Consider the following 16,656-nt stretch of genomic DNA (forward strand, 5'->3'; position numbering starts at 1 on the left):
GCTCCTGTCGATCCTGTTGCTCCGGCTGGGCCGGCGATTCCCGCTGGACCTGCATCTCCCGTTGCTCCTGTCGATCCTGTTGCTCCTGTGGATCCTGTAGCTCCAGCTGGGCCGGTAATTCCCGCTGGACCTGTGTTTCCTGTCGGTCCTCCGGGTGGACCTGTGATTCCTGCTGGTCCCGTGAGTCCTGCTGGTCCCGTGAGTCCTGCTGGTCCTGTGATTCCTGCTGGACCTGTGATTCCTGCTGGTCCTGTGATTCCTGCTGGTCCTGCGAGTCCCACTGCACCTGTCGTTCCGGCTGGTCCTGTGATTCCCGCTGGTCCTGCGCTTCCTCTGACTCCTGCTGGACCTGCGGGTCCTGCGAGCCCTACTGGGCCTGCGCTTCCTCTCGTTCCTTCCGGACCTGCCGGGCCTGCTGGGCCTGCACTTCCTCTTGCACCTACTGGACCTGCCTGGCCTGCGCTTCCTCTTGCTCCCGCTGGGCCTGCGGGTCCTGCTGGGCCTGCTGGGCCTGTTACACCTCCTATACCTATATAACCTTCACCTACATAACCCGCTGGACCGGCTGGTCCTGCAGGTCCTGCGGGTCCTCCGACTCCCGCTGGACCGGCTGGTCCTGCGGCACCTCCTACACCTACATAACCTTGAGGAATATTTACATGTACAATTTGCTCTCTGACGACAATTTTTCTAGAACATTTCCTATTCAAATGTCTTTTTCTCTTCGTAGGGCAGACAGTAACGATTTTTTTCTTGCAGCCCTTTTTTCGATTTTCTTGTGGACAACTCAATTTAAACACCTCCATTTAGATTTGTTGTATATTACTCCAACTATCTATAGGGGGCATGGACATTTGTCTTGTATATACTAGATAACTATCTATTTTCACTTATAAATAGGTCTTTGCACATGGTAGGTTCATCTAATTTTGATTAAAAATGTTTATATATCCAATCACAACTTTTTCAGAGAGGTCATATATTAAGAATGGACAACCCAATAAAGCACTGCACTAAGACCCTCAAACGATTACTATCGGTGAGGGTCCTTTTTCATCCAAAGTGGAGATTCTAAACTTAGACAAACCAAAGGTAATAAAGTTTATTCTACAATACTCTAGATAGGTAGTGCCTCTTCAACCCAAACTGACATTTCACCCAAACCACGGTTGGCCCAGGTAAAGTAAGGAATGAACTTTAACTGAGTACTTTCCATGATCCAGTTGGAATCACTCCGATATAAATGTTCCTGCCAGTTCTCAGCAGCCATCCACCGCTCACCATTGACATGAATAACGTTCAATCCCTCATGAATACGATCATCACGCTTCACTTCAAAAGTAGAGTTACGAGGTAACTTAAGCTGGTATAACTCCGCGCCGTTATCCGCCTCTTCCAAGCAATATACGAATGGCCCACGTTGCAGCGCGACTTTGCCGAAAGTCTGACGAACAAGGGGATGTGCTTTCATCCGTAATACAGGCATAGAGAATACCACATTTATCTCCTCGCCTGGCTCCCATACTCGATTCAAGCGAATATAACCATCCTGATCTCCCTGCTTGAATTCATGCCATTCACCGCCGACTGTAACTTCGACTCGGTCGCACCAATCCGGCATACGTAGAGCTAAAGTGAATCGTAACGCTTCCTCTGTACGAATACGGAAGTTAACTTCTCCATCTGAAGTATACTTCGAGTGTTGCTCCAATTTGATTAGTTTGCCGTTAACTTCTGTATTGAGTTCACTTCCAATATATAATTGAACGTACACTGTTCCATCCTGCATGGTGTACACATAGTCACCGAGCGACGCGAGCAAACGTGCGATGTTAGGTGGACAACAAGCACAGCCGAACCAACCCTGTCGCTCTGGCTTCACATGATCGTAAATCCGGTTCTTACCGTGAGCTGCAGGATATACCTCCAGTGGATTAACATAGAAAAATTTCTTCCCGTCTTGGGACATTCCACTGACCACGGTATTATATAAAGCCCGTTCCATGACATCGGCAACTTTACTATCTGGGGAAATCCGCAACATCCGTTGTGCAAAGAAAATCAGCCCAATAGACGCGCAAGTCTCAGCATATGCTGTATCTCCAGGTAGATCATAATCCATCGTGAACGATTCACCATGTTCCATTGAACCAATACCACCTGTGATGTACATCCGTTTATTCACGATATTACTCCACAGCTTCCTACAAGCTTCGAGCAGACCCGGATCTCCCGTCTCCGCGGCCAAATCTGCCATGGCTGTACACATATAGACCAACCGTACCGCATGACCTTCCGCTGTGTCTTGTTCACGAACAGGGAGGTGTGCCTGACTATAAGCATGATCAAACGTCATCGTAAGCTGTGGAAAGTGAGTTGTTTTACCGCGTTTCTCCCATTGATCTTCATAGAAGTCTGGCTTAGCTCCGCGTTGCTCCAGAAAATAAGAGCTCAGTCGCAAATATTTATCCTCTCCTGTGGCATGATACAATTTCATCAATGCCAATTCGATCTCCTGATGACCATCATACCCTTGCAGTTGGCCGGGTTCGTTACCGAATACAGTATCAATATAATCAGCAAATCGACAGACAACATCGAGTAGTACTCTTTTACCCGTTGCTTGGTAATAAGCCACACCCGCTTCAATCATATGGCCCGCGCAGTAAAGTTCATGGCATTCGGCAAGATTGGTCCAGCGATTTCCCGGCTCTTTCAATGTGAAATAAGTATTTAAATATCCATCAGGCTGTTGTGCCTTGGCGATGATCTCAATCACTTCGTCTGCAATTTGCTCCAGATCGGGATCACTTTGCGTCTCTAGCAGATAAGCGACTGCCTCCAACCATTTGGCAACATCGCTATCCTGAAACACCATCCCATAAAATTCACCCTGTGCTTCCCCAGCGGCAATCTTGAAATTGGTAATGGCATGACTAGGCTCAGCCTCCGGAACCCGATCATTCAATGCTTCCCATTGATAAGGGACAACAACCTTGCGTACCAACCTAATATATTCAGACCAGAATGGATCATGTATCAGACTCTTAGGAATAGCAAGCACTCTTTGGTTCAATTGTGTCATCATCTAGCTCTCCTCTCTATCTTAAGCAAATGTCTTCTGAAGCCGTATCATATTCCACGATAAGTTGGGTAACGAAGCATGAATCCAACCCTCTACGACCTTAGCGTCTCCTCCGTCATGCGGAATCACTGCATCCTGCTGATACACATTGTTGACTGCCTTCACGTTGCCGTTCTCTAATATGGAATGCTGAATCACACGATAATCTTCAAAACCTCGAATATCACATTCCAGTAGAAGAGAGTCTTCCAGACTTTTATTCACCGCAAAAATAACGAGCTCTTCCGTCTCTTCGTTGTAGACAACAACAGAGTCCAACATAGGCACATCTGTGTATTCTTTACTGTCATATAGAGGTGAGACAACAATAGGACGAAGTACAGTTCCCCGCCCATATACGGACGCATGCATATAAGGATAGAAGATACTTTGGCGCCAAGCAGGGCCCCCAGTAACCGTCATAATTGGAGCAATAGCATTAACTAGCTGTGCCAGACAAGCGATCTTCACTCGATCGGCGTTCCTGAGCAATGTGATCAACATGCTTCCAACCATTAGCGCATCCTCGAAAGTATAGGTATCCTCGAGTTGAGATGATGCCACCTGCCAAGGCTCAATCTTCATATCCGACTCTATCGTGTGGAACCAGACATTCCATTCATCAAAGGAAAGATTCATCGTCTTCTTACTACGTTTCTTCGCTTTGATATAGTCACATACGGCAATGACTTCTTTGATAAAATAGTCCATATCGAGCGACTTAGCTAAATAATTGGCGATATCGTTATCTGCGTTGCCATAATATGTGTGTAGGGATAAATAATCCACCTGTTCATAGGTATGATCCAATACCGTTGCTTCCCACTCGGCATAAGTAGGCATGGATCGGAAAGAACTTCCGCAGGCAACTAACTCAATTGAAGGATCGATTAATCTCATCGCTTTTGCTGTTTCACTTGCTAATCTTCCATATTCCACGGCCGTCTTTTGGCCGACTTGCCACGAACCATCCATTTCATTGCCCAGGCACCAGGTCTTTATGCCATGAGGCTTCGTGAATCCATGAGAAATCCGTAAATCACTGTAATAAGACCCCGAGGGATGATTGCAATATTCCAGTAGATTCCGCGCCGCATCAACGCCTCTCGTCCCTAGATTTACAGCCATCATCACATCGGCATTCAGCGTTTTGGCCCAGCGCATGAATTCATTTGTGCCTACTTCATTCGGCTCCGTCGCCCGCCAAGCCAAATCCAATCGTTTGGGACGGTCTTTAACTGGTCCGACGCCATCCTCCCAATTATATCCGGATACGAAGTTCCCTCCGGGATAACGAATGATCGGAACTCCGATTTCCTGAATCATCGCCGTTACATCTTGTCGAAAACCATATTCATCCGCACTGGGATGACCTGGATCAAAGATTCCACCATATACAGCACGTCCTAAATGTTCAATAAATGAACCAAAAATTCTCGAATCAACTTCAGCGAGCTTATATTCTTTATCTATAATCATCTTTGCTATCTCTGTATTTACATTTGCTGTAGCTATAGTTCTCGCCCCCTCTTTCATCATGGAGTACCTTATGAGCATTAATTATTTCAACATTGTAGTAAGCGCTTTATTTATTATGATACATGCTATATCATAAGATTAACATCACGATATCCAACCACATTTTTAAAAATTTCAACCTTTTGGAGGTACCTGATGAACTCTTCTATCCTGCATTTTATCTCCCCACCCATCCCGTATTTTCTGGACTGTGGGCGTGCAACTTTTGATATAGGTGAACGTCATATTACGCGAAATGGAATTGGTGTGTTTGATCTCATTGTCATCACCAAAGGGGCGTTAACGATTGGAGAAAATGATCGGGAATGGGAGTTGCAGCAGGGTGAAGGATTAATCCTTAAGCCGGATGCGATCCATTATGGAGCGGCTCCATGTACTAGTGAGACTGAGATGATCTGGATCCACTTTCAGACTTTTGGAAGCTGGAAGGAATACGGGGATATGAAAGAATGCCTAGATAACCAAGCTGACTTGATTGAATCTCATAAACAAATCGCTTACTTAAACCACTGCGATGTCTGCTCTATCTTCCTCCCCAAGCACATCCGGGTTACTCAGAAGGAAATGGAGGTCTTGAATAATTTCACACACTTGGATCAAGAGCCCCAATCCATGCGAAATTGGAAAAGACAAGCCGCCTTTCAATTATTCATGCAACATCTAGATCGTGATCTAGCATCCATGTCCGATGCATCCGCCTTCCTTTTAGCTGAGAAGATTGAGCTATTTATACGTCAGAACTACGCCCGCAACATAACCAACTCGCTCCTACAGCAGGAGTTAAATTACCATCCTAATTATTTAGCTAAATGTATGCTCAAAATATATGGCATGACACCTATCGAATATCTAACTTACTACCGGATCGAACAGGCTAAGAAATTACTCATTCAAACCTCATGGTCCGTGGCACGAATCGCTGAAGAAGTTGGCTTTAATCATGTCTCCTATTTTTCATCCTGCTTCTCTAAGAAAGAAGGCATCTCACCTTCCAATTTTCGCATGAAATTTATTGGACCTCGCTGATCTATTCACCTAAATAAGCATAAAAAGAAGCCCCACTCCAAAGAAGAAACCTGCTTTCTTCCTCTCTGGATGGGGCTTCCAAAATTTGTTTTGCCTTTGTGCAACATTTTTGTTCCAAAGACAAAGTTATTGTCGTATACTAATCTTGTGGCATCACACAACAATGACAACCATAACCCATATGATAACGTAACTCGAACATAGATGAAGGAAGGTGGATCTTGATGAGCAGAACAACTATCTCATTATCCGAAGCTAAACAAGGTGACATTTTGCGAATTGTCAGCATAGATGTACAGGGCGTTCTAAGACGGAGATTGCTTGATCTCGGATTTGTTGTTGGTAATGAAGTAGAAATGCTGCGGCACAGTCCGCTTGGTGACCCAACAGCTTTCCGCGTAAGTAACACAACGATTGCACTACGTAGAGAAGAAAGCTCGCTGATTTATGGAGAATTAATTGGAGGTGAAGAATGATGAAACATTATACTGTCGCCTTTGCAGGCAACCCTAATACAGGTAAAAGCACACTGTTCAACCTGCTGACTGGATTACGACAACATACAGGTAACTGGGCTGGCAAGACCGTCATTTCTGCTGAGGGTGAATTTACTCATAACAACCGCGTTTACAAGGCGATTGATCTCCCAGGAACCTACTCGCTGTATTCTAACTCAGCCGATGAAGAAGCAGCTCGCGATTATATTATTTTCGAACAACCGGATGTAACGCTTGTGGTACTAGATGCAACTTCCTTGGAACGTAATCTCAATCTTGCTTTGCAAGTGCTGGAGATTACCGGTCGGGCCGTCGTCTGCATCAATCTAATTGATGAAGCGCGTAAGTTCGGCATCGATATTAACCTGAAGGCGATCTCGAAACGGCTCGGTGTTCCAGTTGTAGCGATATCGGCCCGGAACAAAATTGGAATTGATGCGTTACTCGATCAGGTGGAGCGTGTGGCTACTGGAGCCTTTACTTCAAAGCCTCTACAAATCACCTACAATGATGAGATTGAACAGGGAATTGCCCAGCTCGTCCCCATGATTGAAGGAGTTATTGGGTCCAAGTACCCCGCACGCTGGATTGCACTACGATTGATGGATGGTGACGATAGCCTGTTGACCTCGCTAAAAGCCAATATGGATCCAAAATCTACATCGAACGCAAAGGAGGTTGTCGGCCATGGAGTCACCGCTTGTCACTAAGAAAGGAGCCGACACTCTAGATTCTTTGCTCGCAGCAGCGAAGAATTTAGCGGATGGGAGTTCCATCCGCGATGAGATTGTCAGTGGAATTTATGGCGTATCCTCTAGCATTTGCCGGGATACAGTAGCCTATCGCGATAAGAAAAAACTGAACAGCACGAATAAGTTGGATGCTATTGTTACTTCTAAAATATGGGGTTTCCCCATTATGCTCGGCATCCTCGGAATTGTGTTCTGGATTACGATTGCCGGAGCTAACTATCCTTCAAGTTGGCTCGCCTCTCTATTCGGTTTCATTGAGGGTTATCTAACTGCCGGATTTCAAGTAGTTCATGCCCCTGATTGGCTGCATGGTGTACTGGTTCTGGGACTCTACCGAGGAACCTCTTGGGTTATCAGTGTCATGCTGCCACCGATGATGATATTCTTCCCGGTGTTTGCACTACTGGAGAATTTCGGTTATCTCCCCCGTGTCGCCTTTAATATGGACCGTCTATTCAAGAAATCGGGCGGACACGGCAAGCAAGCATTGACTATGTCGATGGGATTCGGTTGTAACGCCGCTGCCATCCTCTCCACACGAATTATCGAATCACCTCGTGAACGGATGTTGGCTATTCTGACTAACAATTTCGTGCCTTGTAACGGACGCTGGCCTACACTCATTCTGCTCTCCTCGTTGTTTATGGCTGGAGCCGCTACAACAGGCGCATTACGTACACTAACAACAGCCTCCGTGCTGATGGGAATCGTACTGCTTGGGATCGTTGTCACTTTGACCGTGTCATGGGTCATGTCCAAGACGGCACTACGTGGAGTGCCAACACACTATACCTTGGAACTTCCGCCGTTTCGTCGTCCGCATATTTGGAAGACGATTCTAGTCTCATCCAAAGAAAAATCACTGAACGTCTTGACTCGAGCGATTGTTGTCGCTGCTCCTGCTGGAGTAATCACCTGGATGCTCGGAAATATCTTTGTCGGCGGAGACAGCATCTTGAATCATATGGCCGCTTTCTTCGATCCATTTGGGCAATTACTCGGTATGGACGGTTTTATCATTATGGCCTTTATCCTCGGGCTACCTGCAAATGAAATCGTACTCCCGATTCTACTTATGGGCTATATGTCTTCCGGGGCCATGGTTGAAATGGATAGCTTGGGTAGCATCAAGGATATCTTCCTAGATCACGGTTGGACGTGGCTGACCGCACTCAGTATGATGTTGTTCTCCCTGCTCCACTATCCTTGTGGTACAACGCTTATCAACATTTACAAGGAAACAAAAAGCATGAAATGGGCCGTTCTCTCAGCCGTCATTCCACTTGGGATTGCCATTGGTGTGACATTTACCGTAGCTCAACTAGTTAGGTTGTTTGGGTGGGTGTAATCGGCTGCTAAAGTGATTCGGTGCTGAACGTAGCACAACAATGCAAAAAGGGGTTCTACCAACATTTCAGAATGTCGGAGGAACCCCTTTTTATATTGTTTACATATCGTTTTTCTCACTTACTATTAATTCGCATTTTCCCAAATTTCTTTATTCATTATTCCCAGTTCTGTTTCATTGGAAATGATAGTATAGACCCAATAATCTGTTTTTTCCGTATTTTCGTTTTGATTAGAATCATGAAGACCTATAGTCTCTTTAACATAAAATTTATACTCATCAAAATTAGAAGCACTCTGTTCCCAATTTTCTATATTAAATGAGTTAAGAGAATAAGTTACTCCTTGTGCATGTAGATCAGATATAAATTGCTTCTGTTCTTGATAGATTTCACTATCCTTGATCAAATACTTTTCTACTATGGAGAAATCATCATTATTAATGGCATCAGCAATAGCTTCTTCATAAGCTCGAATCAGCATCTCTGGCTCATAACTATCAGCATGAGTTGCACCCAAGGCCAACTCACTTTCCTCATTAGAATTCATGCCAGAGTTTGGTTCAAATGAGGGGTCTGCCTCTTCCGAATAATCTTCGGTAACAGGACTATTCGTTCCAAGTTTATATTTTGAAATGTTCCAACTAACGATTTTATCATCGACTACAAAAGCTCGGAAATAATGATCATCCATTCGATATTCATAAATCTCAGCCTTCTTATCCTGATTCTCGTCAATAATCCACATATTCATAAGCTCTTCTGGACCGTATAACTTAAATTGATCCCCATATTTATTTAGTAAAAGGTCTAGATCGTCTCCCACCTTGATCCCTTCCGAAGTAGGTTCTCCATTATCAAATTCCAAATCATACAATATGTAATCTTGATCAAAGGTGAAACTAATCCCCTCGGTCCATATTGATTTATTTCCCCAGTCCCACGTATCTGAATCCCCTGTATTTTCGATTTCGTTAATAATTTCAATATTGTTCTCCTCAAGGATTGCTCTTACTTCTTCAATATCCATTCCTAGCTGAAACAATGGAACTCTTTCTAAATCGTTCTTATTCCCTTTATTATCTGTGCTAACGGGTACTGATACACTATTGATCACTTGACTATTAGAACGAGGTTCTTCATTGTTGTCACACCCGACAATTGTAACTAATATACATGCCAGCAAAACCATTGTTAATGAGTACCTAGTGTAAAATAAAGCTATCCTTCTTCTCATTTTTCCACCTACTTATACCAAATCTCTATATTGATCCCTGCCATATATCCAGATGCCACAACAATTCTATAAGTATCATCTTTGAATACCTTTTCTTCCAATTCATCCTCACGATCATTCTTTTGTTTAACATAATTAATAATAGAATCTACCACTTTCCCATCGACTTTTTGACGTAAAACTTCCTCTGCGTCCTTAAACTTTTCATCGAGATTATCTCCACCAACATCACCAAGAGAGATTAATATAATAATTAGAGTTCTTGTATTCCCATCTTCCTTCTTATAACCATCATCACTTACACCTAGTCCAGATTTATACACTGAATAAAAACTAAATCCCTCAGTTGTTATCTTCTCCGTTTTACCTTCAACTGATCTAGATGCCTCCCAAGCATCCCAATCGAAATTCGGACTTCCTGGGATGATACTAGAATTTGATTCACCTGTCGAAGCCGTTACACCATCTCCCGTAGTTATCGAAACGGTAAAGTTTTGAGAATCCCACTTCACATTAGCTCCGAGTGCTTCACTTACGAATCGAAGTGGTACGAAGGTTCTGTTCGATTTTCTTAGTGCTGCGGTATCCATTTGTTTGCTAGCTCCAGTTACGGTATATGTTTTTTTATCTATGACAAGATTAACGCTCGTCTCTTCCAATTGAATGCTTACTGTCTTTGTTTTACTTGTCCATCCTACCTTGGCTCCTAACGCTTCACTTACAAATCTCACGGGAACTTGAACTCTATTATTCTTATCTACATAGGGCTGTGCATCTGGAAATATAATTCTCTCTCCGTTAAGTTCCACTCTAAGCGATAGCTTAGCTGCCGCGGATGAGAATGTTGGTAGCATGGTCATGATTAAGATAAACACCATTAGAATAATTCCTGTCTTCTTTTGTTTCATTATTAGTCATCTCCTTGATTTTTATTTTAATATTCAAAATATATTCACTCTCTTAATTTACATTTCAGTAGACCATTCAGGTATATTATTCCATTAAATAATAATCCTGCCGATATTTTACCAGTATGGACCATTTTATACAATGATGTGATAGATTAAGCTTTCTAGTAATCCATCACTAGTGTGATGAGATTATTTAATATCTGTTGCTTCATTTAAAAATCCCATAAAAAACAGGCCAATCAAGGTCGTATTTGACCATAATTGCCCTGTTTGATGAAATGCTATTTATCCGCCCAAGCTGTTATTGCTTATCAATCTACTTTCGCTGCTGTGGGTGAATATACTGAGATGGAAATTACATTCAGATTCTGTGTTTTCTTATCGGTAGGTACGACGATTCATTTCAGAAAGAATTTGTCGTCTACTTGGCGCATTCATATTGGGTAAATTGTGGATAATATGTAGTACATTCGGCTCGGATTACGGACGTATCCTTATTTTATACCCAAGATTGTCGAATTTACGAATAAACTATCGCCATTTTGTCGAACCAAGCTGAAAAATTGTCTGTGCTGTGCTACAATATTGAAATTGTAAAGGGAATGTAAAAGGTATTCTTTTAGGGAGGGTTATTGAATCACAATGCTTATCATTGGTATCGCCGGCGGCACTGGATCCGGTAAAACAACAGTGGCCCGTTCCGTTATTGACAATCTTGGATCGGGAAAAGTTACGTTCATCTCGCAGGACAACTACTATAAAGACCATTCACATCTCAGTATGGCTGAACGAGAGTCGATCAATTATGACCATCCGTTCGCTTTTGATAATGAACTGCTGATTGAACACCTTGGCAGTCTGAAAAAAGGTCAAACCGCACATGCTCCAGTATATGATTTCACAGTTCATGCCCGCTGTCCTGAAGATACTGTCGAGCTGAAGCCGAACAATATCGTCATTATTGAAGGGCTCCATGTGCTATCCGACGAGAACCTTCGGAAACTACTCGATATCAAAGTTTTCGTTGATACCGATCCCGATGTACGTATTCTCCGCCGGACACTTCGGGATATTGAAGAGCGCGGCCGGACCATTCAGTCGATCTACCTGCAATACTTAACTACGGTAAAACCGATGCACGAGGCATTTATCGAGCCGTCCAAGAAATATGCCGACCTGATCATTCCAGAAGGTGGACACAATGCGGTTGGTATTCAACTGTTGACTGTCTTGACCGAGAAATACTTGAATGGTGATTATCCAGCTTCTAGCTTGTAAAAAACAACCATGTTTTCCTCAATGGAAACATGGTTGTTACATACCTTCCTATTGGTGGTCCCGGTGATGCGATAATGCATAGTCGGGACCATACTATTTTCATTGTATAGGTTTATTTGTAGACGTAGTATCGACCTGTTCCCAGTTGCTTCGCGCTGTACATAGCTGAGTCCGCTTCCTTCAGCAGACGAGCTCGATCCACTTTACCTGTGCTAATTGTGATACCAATGCTCCCCGAAATAAACAATTCATTCTCATCTAATACATAAGTCTTGGTTGTCTTCTCCAGAATCCGTACAGCAAGTTGTTCTGCTTGTTTTTGGTTGCAGTTCTTGCTGATAATTACAAATTCATCTCCACCAATGCGAAAAATGTACCGACGATTCTTACGCGTAAATTGTTTCAACTCCGCTCCTACCTCTTGTAACAACAAGTCACCCACATGATGACCTAAAGTGTCGTTAATGGACTTAAACCGGTTCAGATCAAGAAATAACACCGCAAGTTTCGTATTTCCAGTACACCGCTCCCAAAAATGGTTCATACCGTTGTTGTTCAGCAGTCCTGTTAGAGCATCCTTATACGCTAGATCCCTTAAATTGGCGCTCTCAGCGAGCATCGACCTTACTATGTAGAACAAGAGTAACAGCAGCCCAACTGTTGCAATATAAGCTAGCAGCGGAATAATAACACCCGTTTCATTTGACTTGGATGTAGACAGTGATTGACTGTTGAGTATGTGCATACTCCAAATCCCGACTCCAAGCAACAGACCTGCCGCAACCCCTCGAACAATCTTGACGTTTCTATTCTTACTTGTAACACCTCTAAATAATCGCTCCATTAAGACAACTACCAGTACCGCAACAGCTAACGATAATATGGCATATATATAGTTCTGAAACTCTTCCATGGTTACTTCCTCACTCTGCAACATAATATTTATAGACTAGCTTATCATTATACTGGACTGATCTGAACAATTTCTGAACAAACATCATATATGGTAAACTCACATTGCGATTGTAGGTTATTTGCACGAAATGTTAGCGCTGCTTGACCATCAATCGAAGATGATTGCGAATCGCTGTAACGGAACTCAGCGACCTTATTCGAGGTTTATTTCACTGTTGTGGATTTTAACGGAACTAGTAGACGTTATTTCATAATAATTCATGCATTAGAGCATCATTGGGGAGAAATAAAGTCTTTCAGTTCCGTTAGTATTTTTATTGACCCTCAAAACTCAAAATAAAGGCTGCTGGTTCCCTTAGATTGATGTCTAAGCGACCTTAGCCTTATAATAGGCTAACCTCATTAAATATAATCTAAATCCCCAGCGAAGGACAGTTTATCAGTCCCCAGCGAATTTTTGTGTTAAAAACGAAAAGATCATCGGAGGTAAATATGGAGACAAATATAAATGTATCATTTGATGCACCAACTCCAACTGAGTATCTTGCACTAAGAGCGGCAGCCGGATTAAGTCCTAAGGATTTACAAGCCTCCCAGATTGCTCTGAGTAACTCAATCTTCATTACAACCATACGAGATCTCGATGATCAACTCATTGGCATGGGGAGAATTATTGGTGATGGAGGTTGTTTTTATCAAATTGTTGATATAGCAGTACATCCAACTAGACAAGGCCAAGGGTTAGGTAAACAAATCATGAGCGTACTTATGGACTATTTAGACAACCACGCTCCAAGTGGAGCCTATATAAGTTTAATTGCCGACGTTCCCGCAGATGAACTGTATACAAGGTTTGGATTTGATTATACAAGTCCAAAATCGGTAGGGATGTTCAAGAAGTATTAGATTTTGAAGTAAAGCAGTTATAAATTAAAACAACCGACTCTATAAAACGAAGTCGGTTGTTCTCGATTTCAACTCTCCCCATCATGCTCAATCACATGCTTAAGGATCGACAATTTATTATTCCAAAATTGTTCGTAATAAGTAAGCCACTGTTTCAATTCAGCTAAAGGTTCTGGCTGCAATCGATAAATCTTCTCCCTGCCTACCTTACGCCCGCTAACTAACTCGGCTTCTGAAAGGACATGAAGATGTTTGGCGATGGCTGTACGACTCATAGGAAAATGAGCTGTTATTTGGGAAATAGGCATCTCTTGTTCTGTAAGTAATCGAAGTACCTCTCGACGAGTCGGATCTGCTATAGCTTGGAATACATCATATTTTTCTGCTGATGAAGACATTTAGCCCTCGACCACCTTTTTAACCCTTTCATTAACAATCGCTACCCAACCCTGTGCCATTCGATCGCGAATAACAGAGCTTTTCTCATTTGCTTTCGTAATAAGAGTATCCGACCCTTTCCAACCACCATGAACCAAAGTAAACTCCGTCTTATCACCCAACTCTTTGAGAATAAACGATACCACCCAACCATCTGTATCCCATGTAAAAGAAAGCTTATGCGGTGCATCGATCTCGACTACTTTACAAGGAGATGGTCCAAAGGGTGATTGGATATGGAATTCATGTCCTACTTCCAGCTTGAAATCATTTGGCATGAACCATGCTGCGATTCCCTCCGCAGTTGAAACCTTGTCCCATACTTTTTGAATGGATGCTTCAACAATAACCGTTTGCTTGATATCTTCTAGTGTATTCTGATTGTTTGTTTCCATAATAATCTCCTTATTATCGCGAATATAAAACCATTTGGTTTCGTTTCATCAATATATAACACCATTTGGTTTCATGTCAACTTTAGTGTATCCAATCATGAGGATTATATTACCGATCTTTACTAATCATATATGCTAAACAAAGAAGGCTATCGTTTATTACTGACGATAGCCTTCCCTACACTTATAAGAGAGTGATCTCTAACAACCTCGCAGCCCTACGACATGGAATCGATACGCTCAGTGAACCTGCGCTACGATTCCAATACCAATCAACTTCCCCATTCGATGGATAAGCTAGCTTGATGTCAACATCACGTCCAATTCCTTCAGGAAGTGGGAATGTGTTAACAGGTTCACCGTCCATTCTCCATACGGCGAGGAATAGGCGGTTATCCTCACGAATGCCATAGCTTAACCAAGGATCTTCAAGTCTTGGCATACCATTAGGCCAGAAAGGAAGCCCAGTAGCGATATGTTCACGGATACTCTTGTAATAAGTAATCCCTTCTTTCACATAGGCAAGGCCTTCAGGACTAATCTCCGCGAGATGACCACTTTGGTGAATACGAAGTAACAAGCTGTTAATCATGTTCATCACAACTTCTTCTCGAACCGCATCTCGTAACGGATAAGACCATACAGCGCACTGCTCTGGTGTTACAAGTGATGCGGAAGCTGCGGCAATGGCTGCATTCTTCAAATAGTCAGTCTGATCACTACTGGACTGGATGCTATGACGACTGAGCATAGCATAATCTAGGCGCATGCCTCCACTCCCACAGTTCTCAATGACAAGTTCAGGATACCGTGCGAACACACCATCCATCCACGAGAGATAGGCACGATTATGCTCTAACAATCCATCGCCGAAGCTATCTGCCTGCAATTCCGTTCCAATTCCTCCATTAATATTGTAATCCATTTTAATATAACCAACGCCATATTCTTGAACAAGCCGATCTATAACACGATTAGCATACGCTCGCACTTCTGGATTACGATAATCGAGTTGGTAACGTGAATGATCGATTACTCTCTTGCCGTGCCGTATGAAGAACCAATCATCTGGAACTTCACTCGCTTTCTTACACTCTACACCCATTACCTCTAACTCTAACCATAAACCAGGCACCATTCCTTGGTTACGGATATAGTCAAGCACTTCCGTTATCCCTCCAGGGAAACGCTGCTCTGAAGGCAACCATTCTCCAACGCCGTCCCACCAATATCCATCGGAATACCAACCGCAATCGATACAGTAATATTCACAACCAACTTCTGCAGCTGCATCTATGAGCGGAATGAGCTTCTCTGTTGTTGGATCACCGAACAAGCAATTCATATAATCATTGAAAATAACAGGTAGCTTCTCATTATCACTATTTGCTCTACGAATCTCCCGGCGATACAAGGTCATCGCATCAATTCCTTTTTGCAAACCGCCTGCCACAGCACTAACTGCTACCGTTACGGTACTGAACATGTCCCCTGGCATCAATTGTTTCCACCAATGATGTTCATTCTCCGTTGGACCACTTAACTGTAAGTAGAGCACTTCGGTCATATCGCTAATCTCATAATGCCAAGAACCATTATGTTCAATCTGCCAAATCAGTCCATCTCCGGTTTCCGTATTCTCCATGAATGCCATCGGCGCATATTGCGAAGATGACCACGTTCCCGTATTGCTGTAGGACAACCGTTTCATGGAGAACTCATTCACCGTATTCAGTCCAAGTTCTGGCAAAGTATTCGATTGCCACTGTGCCTCACCGTACCATGTGTTATGTGGGATGTGTAGCTTAATCTTCCTATCCCGTTCCGCTACTCCCTCTTTACTAAAACCGGTATAGGCGAACGAAGATACATATTCGAGCCCAACAGCTTCTTCTCCACTATTCTCAACTTCCGTCCAAGCGCGTATGACAGGTATACCATCATACAATTGGAAGTGACTACGAATGACCAGTCCTGTAACCTCTTCATCCCTTTGATGAAATACAAGCTTTCGTCCGATTGCATTCCGAGAATCTTCGAACTCGGTTAACTTTAAGCGTTTGCCTGGCAATGTTCCCGTATGTTTTGGGCCATGATGATCATCATGGTTCTCCCCAGATACATGTACTTCTACTAAGCGTAGCTTACTACGGCGTTTATCATCCCATAGTTCTACTTCATTATATGGTTTAGCTCCAAAATGAAGAAAGCGTACATCCCTTTCATTTGTTACTTCAAATTGTAAATGTATCCCATTCTCTAGGATCTTGATGTTCTGACTCATATAAACAT

The 16,656-nt window shown here is 43.0% G+C and carries 15 protein-coding genes; 6 read left to right on the forward strand and 9 right to left on the reverse strand.

The genetic code is table 11. The features are described 5' to 3' along the window. The 3 genes from EJP82_RS28660 to arfA all read right to left on the reverse strand — a co-directional run. Nucleotides 1–710 (reverse strand): collagen-like domain-containing protein (locus EJP82_RS28660; protein ID WP_484213863.1); only part of this gene is annotated, 710 nt, incomplete at its 3' end. Nucleotides 711–1,117: 407 nt separating this feature from the next. After that, nucleotides 1,118–3,085 carry a glycoside hydrolase family 127 protein gene (locus EJP82_RS14955; protein WP_246054176.1) on the reverse strand — a complete coding sequence of 656 codons (1,968 nt, stop codon included), beginning with the start codon at nt 3,083–3,085 and terminating at the stop codon, nt 1,118–1,120. Nucleotides 3,086–3,106: 21 nt separating this feature from the next. Then, a complete protein-coding gene (arfA, locus tag EJP82_RS14960) occupies nt 3,107–4,663 on the reverse strand; it encodes an arabinosylfuranosidase ArfA (RefSeq protein WP_281278200.1) in 1,557 nt (518 codons plus the stop codon). A gap of 135 nt (nt 4,664–4,798) precedes the next feature. Between arfA and EJP82_RS14965 the strand changes: the two genes are divergently transcribed. From EJP82_RS14965 to EJP82_RS14980, 4 genes are all read left to right on the forward strand, one after another. After that, on the forward strand, nt 4,799–5,689 hold the full coding sequence (locus EJP82_RS14965; RefSeq protein ID WP_127192881.1) for an AraC family transcriptional regulator: 891 nt from the start codon (nt 4,799–4,801) through the stop codon (nt 5,687–5,689). 224 nt (nt 5,690–5,913) lie between these two features. After that, entirely contained in the window at nt 5,914–6,165 is a 252-nt protein-coding gene (locus EJP82_RS14970; protein WP_127192882.1) for a FeoA family protein, read from the forward strand. Then, nucleotides 6,165–6,896 (forward strand): FeoB small GTPase domain-containing protein, encoded by a 732-nt coding sequence (locus EJP82_RS14975; RefSeq protein ID WP_127193008.1) that lies wholly within the window; start codon nt 6,165–6,167, stop codon nt 6,894–6,896. The genes EJP82_RS14970 and EJP82_RS14975 overlap by 1 nt, the downstream gene beginning before the upstream one ends. Beyond that, nucleotides 6,874–8,286: a nucleoside recognition domain-containing protein gene (locus EJP82_RS14980; protein ID WP_127192883.1), complete on the forward strand. Its 1,413-nt coding sequence runs from the start codon at nt 6,874–6,876 to the stop codon at nt 8,284–8,286. The genes EJP82_RS14975 and EJP82_RS14980 overlap by 23 nt, the downstream gene beginning before the upstream one ends. 125 nt (nt 8,287–8,411) lie before the next feature. Here EJP82_RS14980 and EJP82_RS14985 read toward each other — a convergent pair whose 3' ends face one another. Then, nucleotides 8,412–9,521 carry a TcaA NTF2-like domain-containing protein gene (locus EJP82_RS14985; protein ID WP_127192884.1) on the reverse strand — a complete coding sequence of 370 codons (1,110 nt, stop codon included), beginning with the start codon at nt 9,519–9,521 and terminating at the stop codon, nt 8,412–8,414. A gap of 8 nt (nt 9,522–9,529) precedes the next feature. Further along, nucleotides 9,530–10,429, reverse strand: coding sequence for a copper amine oxidase N-terminal domain-containing protein (locus EJP82_RS14990; protein ID WP_127192885.1), 900 nt, complete (start codon nt 10,427–10,429; stop codon nt 9,530–9,532). A gap of 645 nt (nt 10,430–11,074) precedes the next feature. On the opposite strand from EJP82_RS14990, the gene udk reads away from it, so the two are divergent. Beyond that, entirely contained in the window at nt 11,075–11,710 is a 636-nt protein-coding gene (gene udk / locus EJP82_RS14995; protein ID WP_127192886.1) for a uridine kinase, read from the forward strand. Nucleotides 11,711–11,822: 112 nt separating this feature from the next. Here udk and EJP82_RS15000 read toward each other — a convergent pair whose 3' ends face one another. Then, complete coding sequence (locus EJP82_RS15000) at nt 11,823–12,623, reverse strand: GGDEF domain-containing protein (RefSeq protein WP_170220199.1); 801 nt, start codon at nt 12,621–12,623, stop codon at nt 11,823–11,825. Between the two features lie 494 nt (nt 12,624–13,117). On the opposite strand from EJP82_RS15000, the gene EJP82_RS15005 reads away from it, so the two are divergent. After that, on the forward strand, nt 13,118–13,531 hold the full coding sequence (locus EJP82_RS15005) for a GNAT family N-acetyltransferase (protein ID WP_127192888.1): 414 nt from the start codon (nt 13,118–13,120) through the stop codon (nt 13,529–13,531). Nucleotides 13,532–13,599: 68 nt separating this feature from the next. Here EJP82_RS15005 and EJP82_RS15010 read toward each other — a convergent pair whose 3' ends face one another. From EJP82_RS15010 to EJP82_RS15020, 3 genes are all read right to left on the reverse strand, one after another. Then, complete coding sequence (locus tag EJP82_RS15010) at nt 13,600–13,929, reverse strand: ArsR/SmtB family transcription factor (protein WP_127192889.1); 330 nt, start codon at nt 13,927–13,929, stop codon at nt 13,600–13,602. Continuing rightward, complete coding sequence (locus tag EJP82_RS15015) at nt 13,930–14,364, reverse strand: SRPBCC family protein (protein WP_127192890.1); 435 nt, start codon at nt 14,362–14,364, stop codon at nt 13,930–13,932. It lies immediately after the preceding gene. Between the two features lie 184 nt (nt 14,365–14,548). Then, nucleotides 14,549–16,648: a glycoside hydrolase family 36 protein gene (locus tag EJP82_RS15020; protein ID WP_127192891.1), complete on the reverse strand. Its 2,100-nt coding sequence runs from the start codon at nt 16,646–16,648 to the stop codon at nt 14,549–14,551. Nucleotides 16,649–16,656 lie beyond the last annotated feature (8 nt).

It is taken from the genome of Paenibacillus anaericanus, from assembly GCF_003994475.1.
Taxonomy (GTDB): Bacteria; Bacillota; Bacilli; order Paenibacillales; family Paenibacillaceae; genus Fontibacillus; species Fontibacillus anaericanus.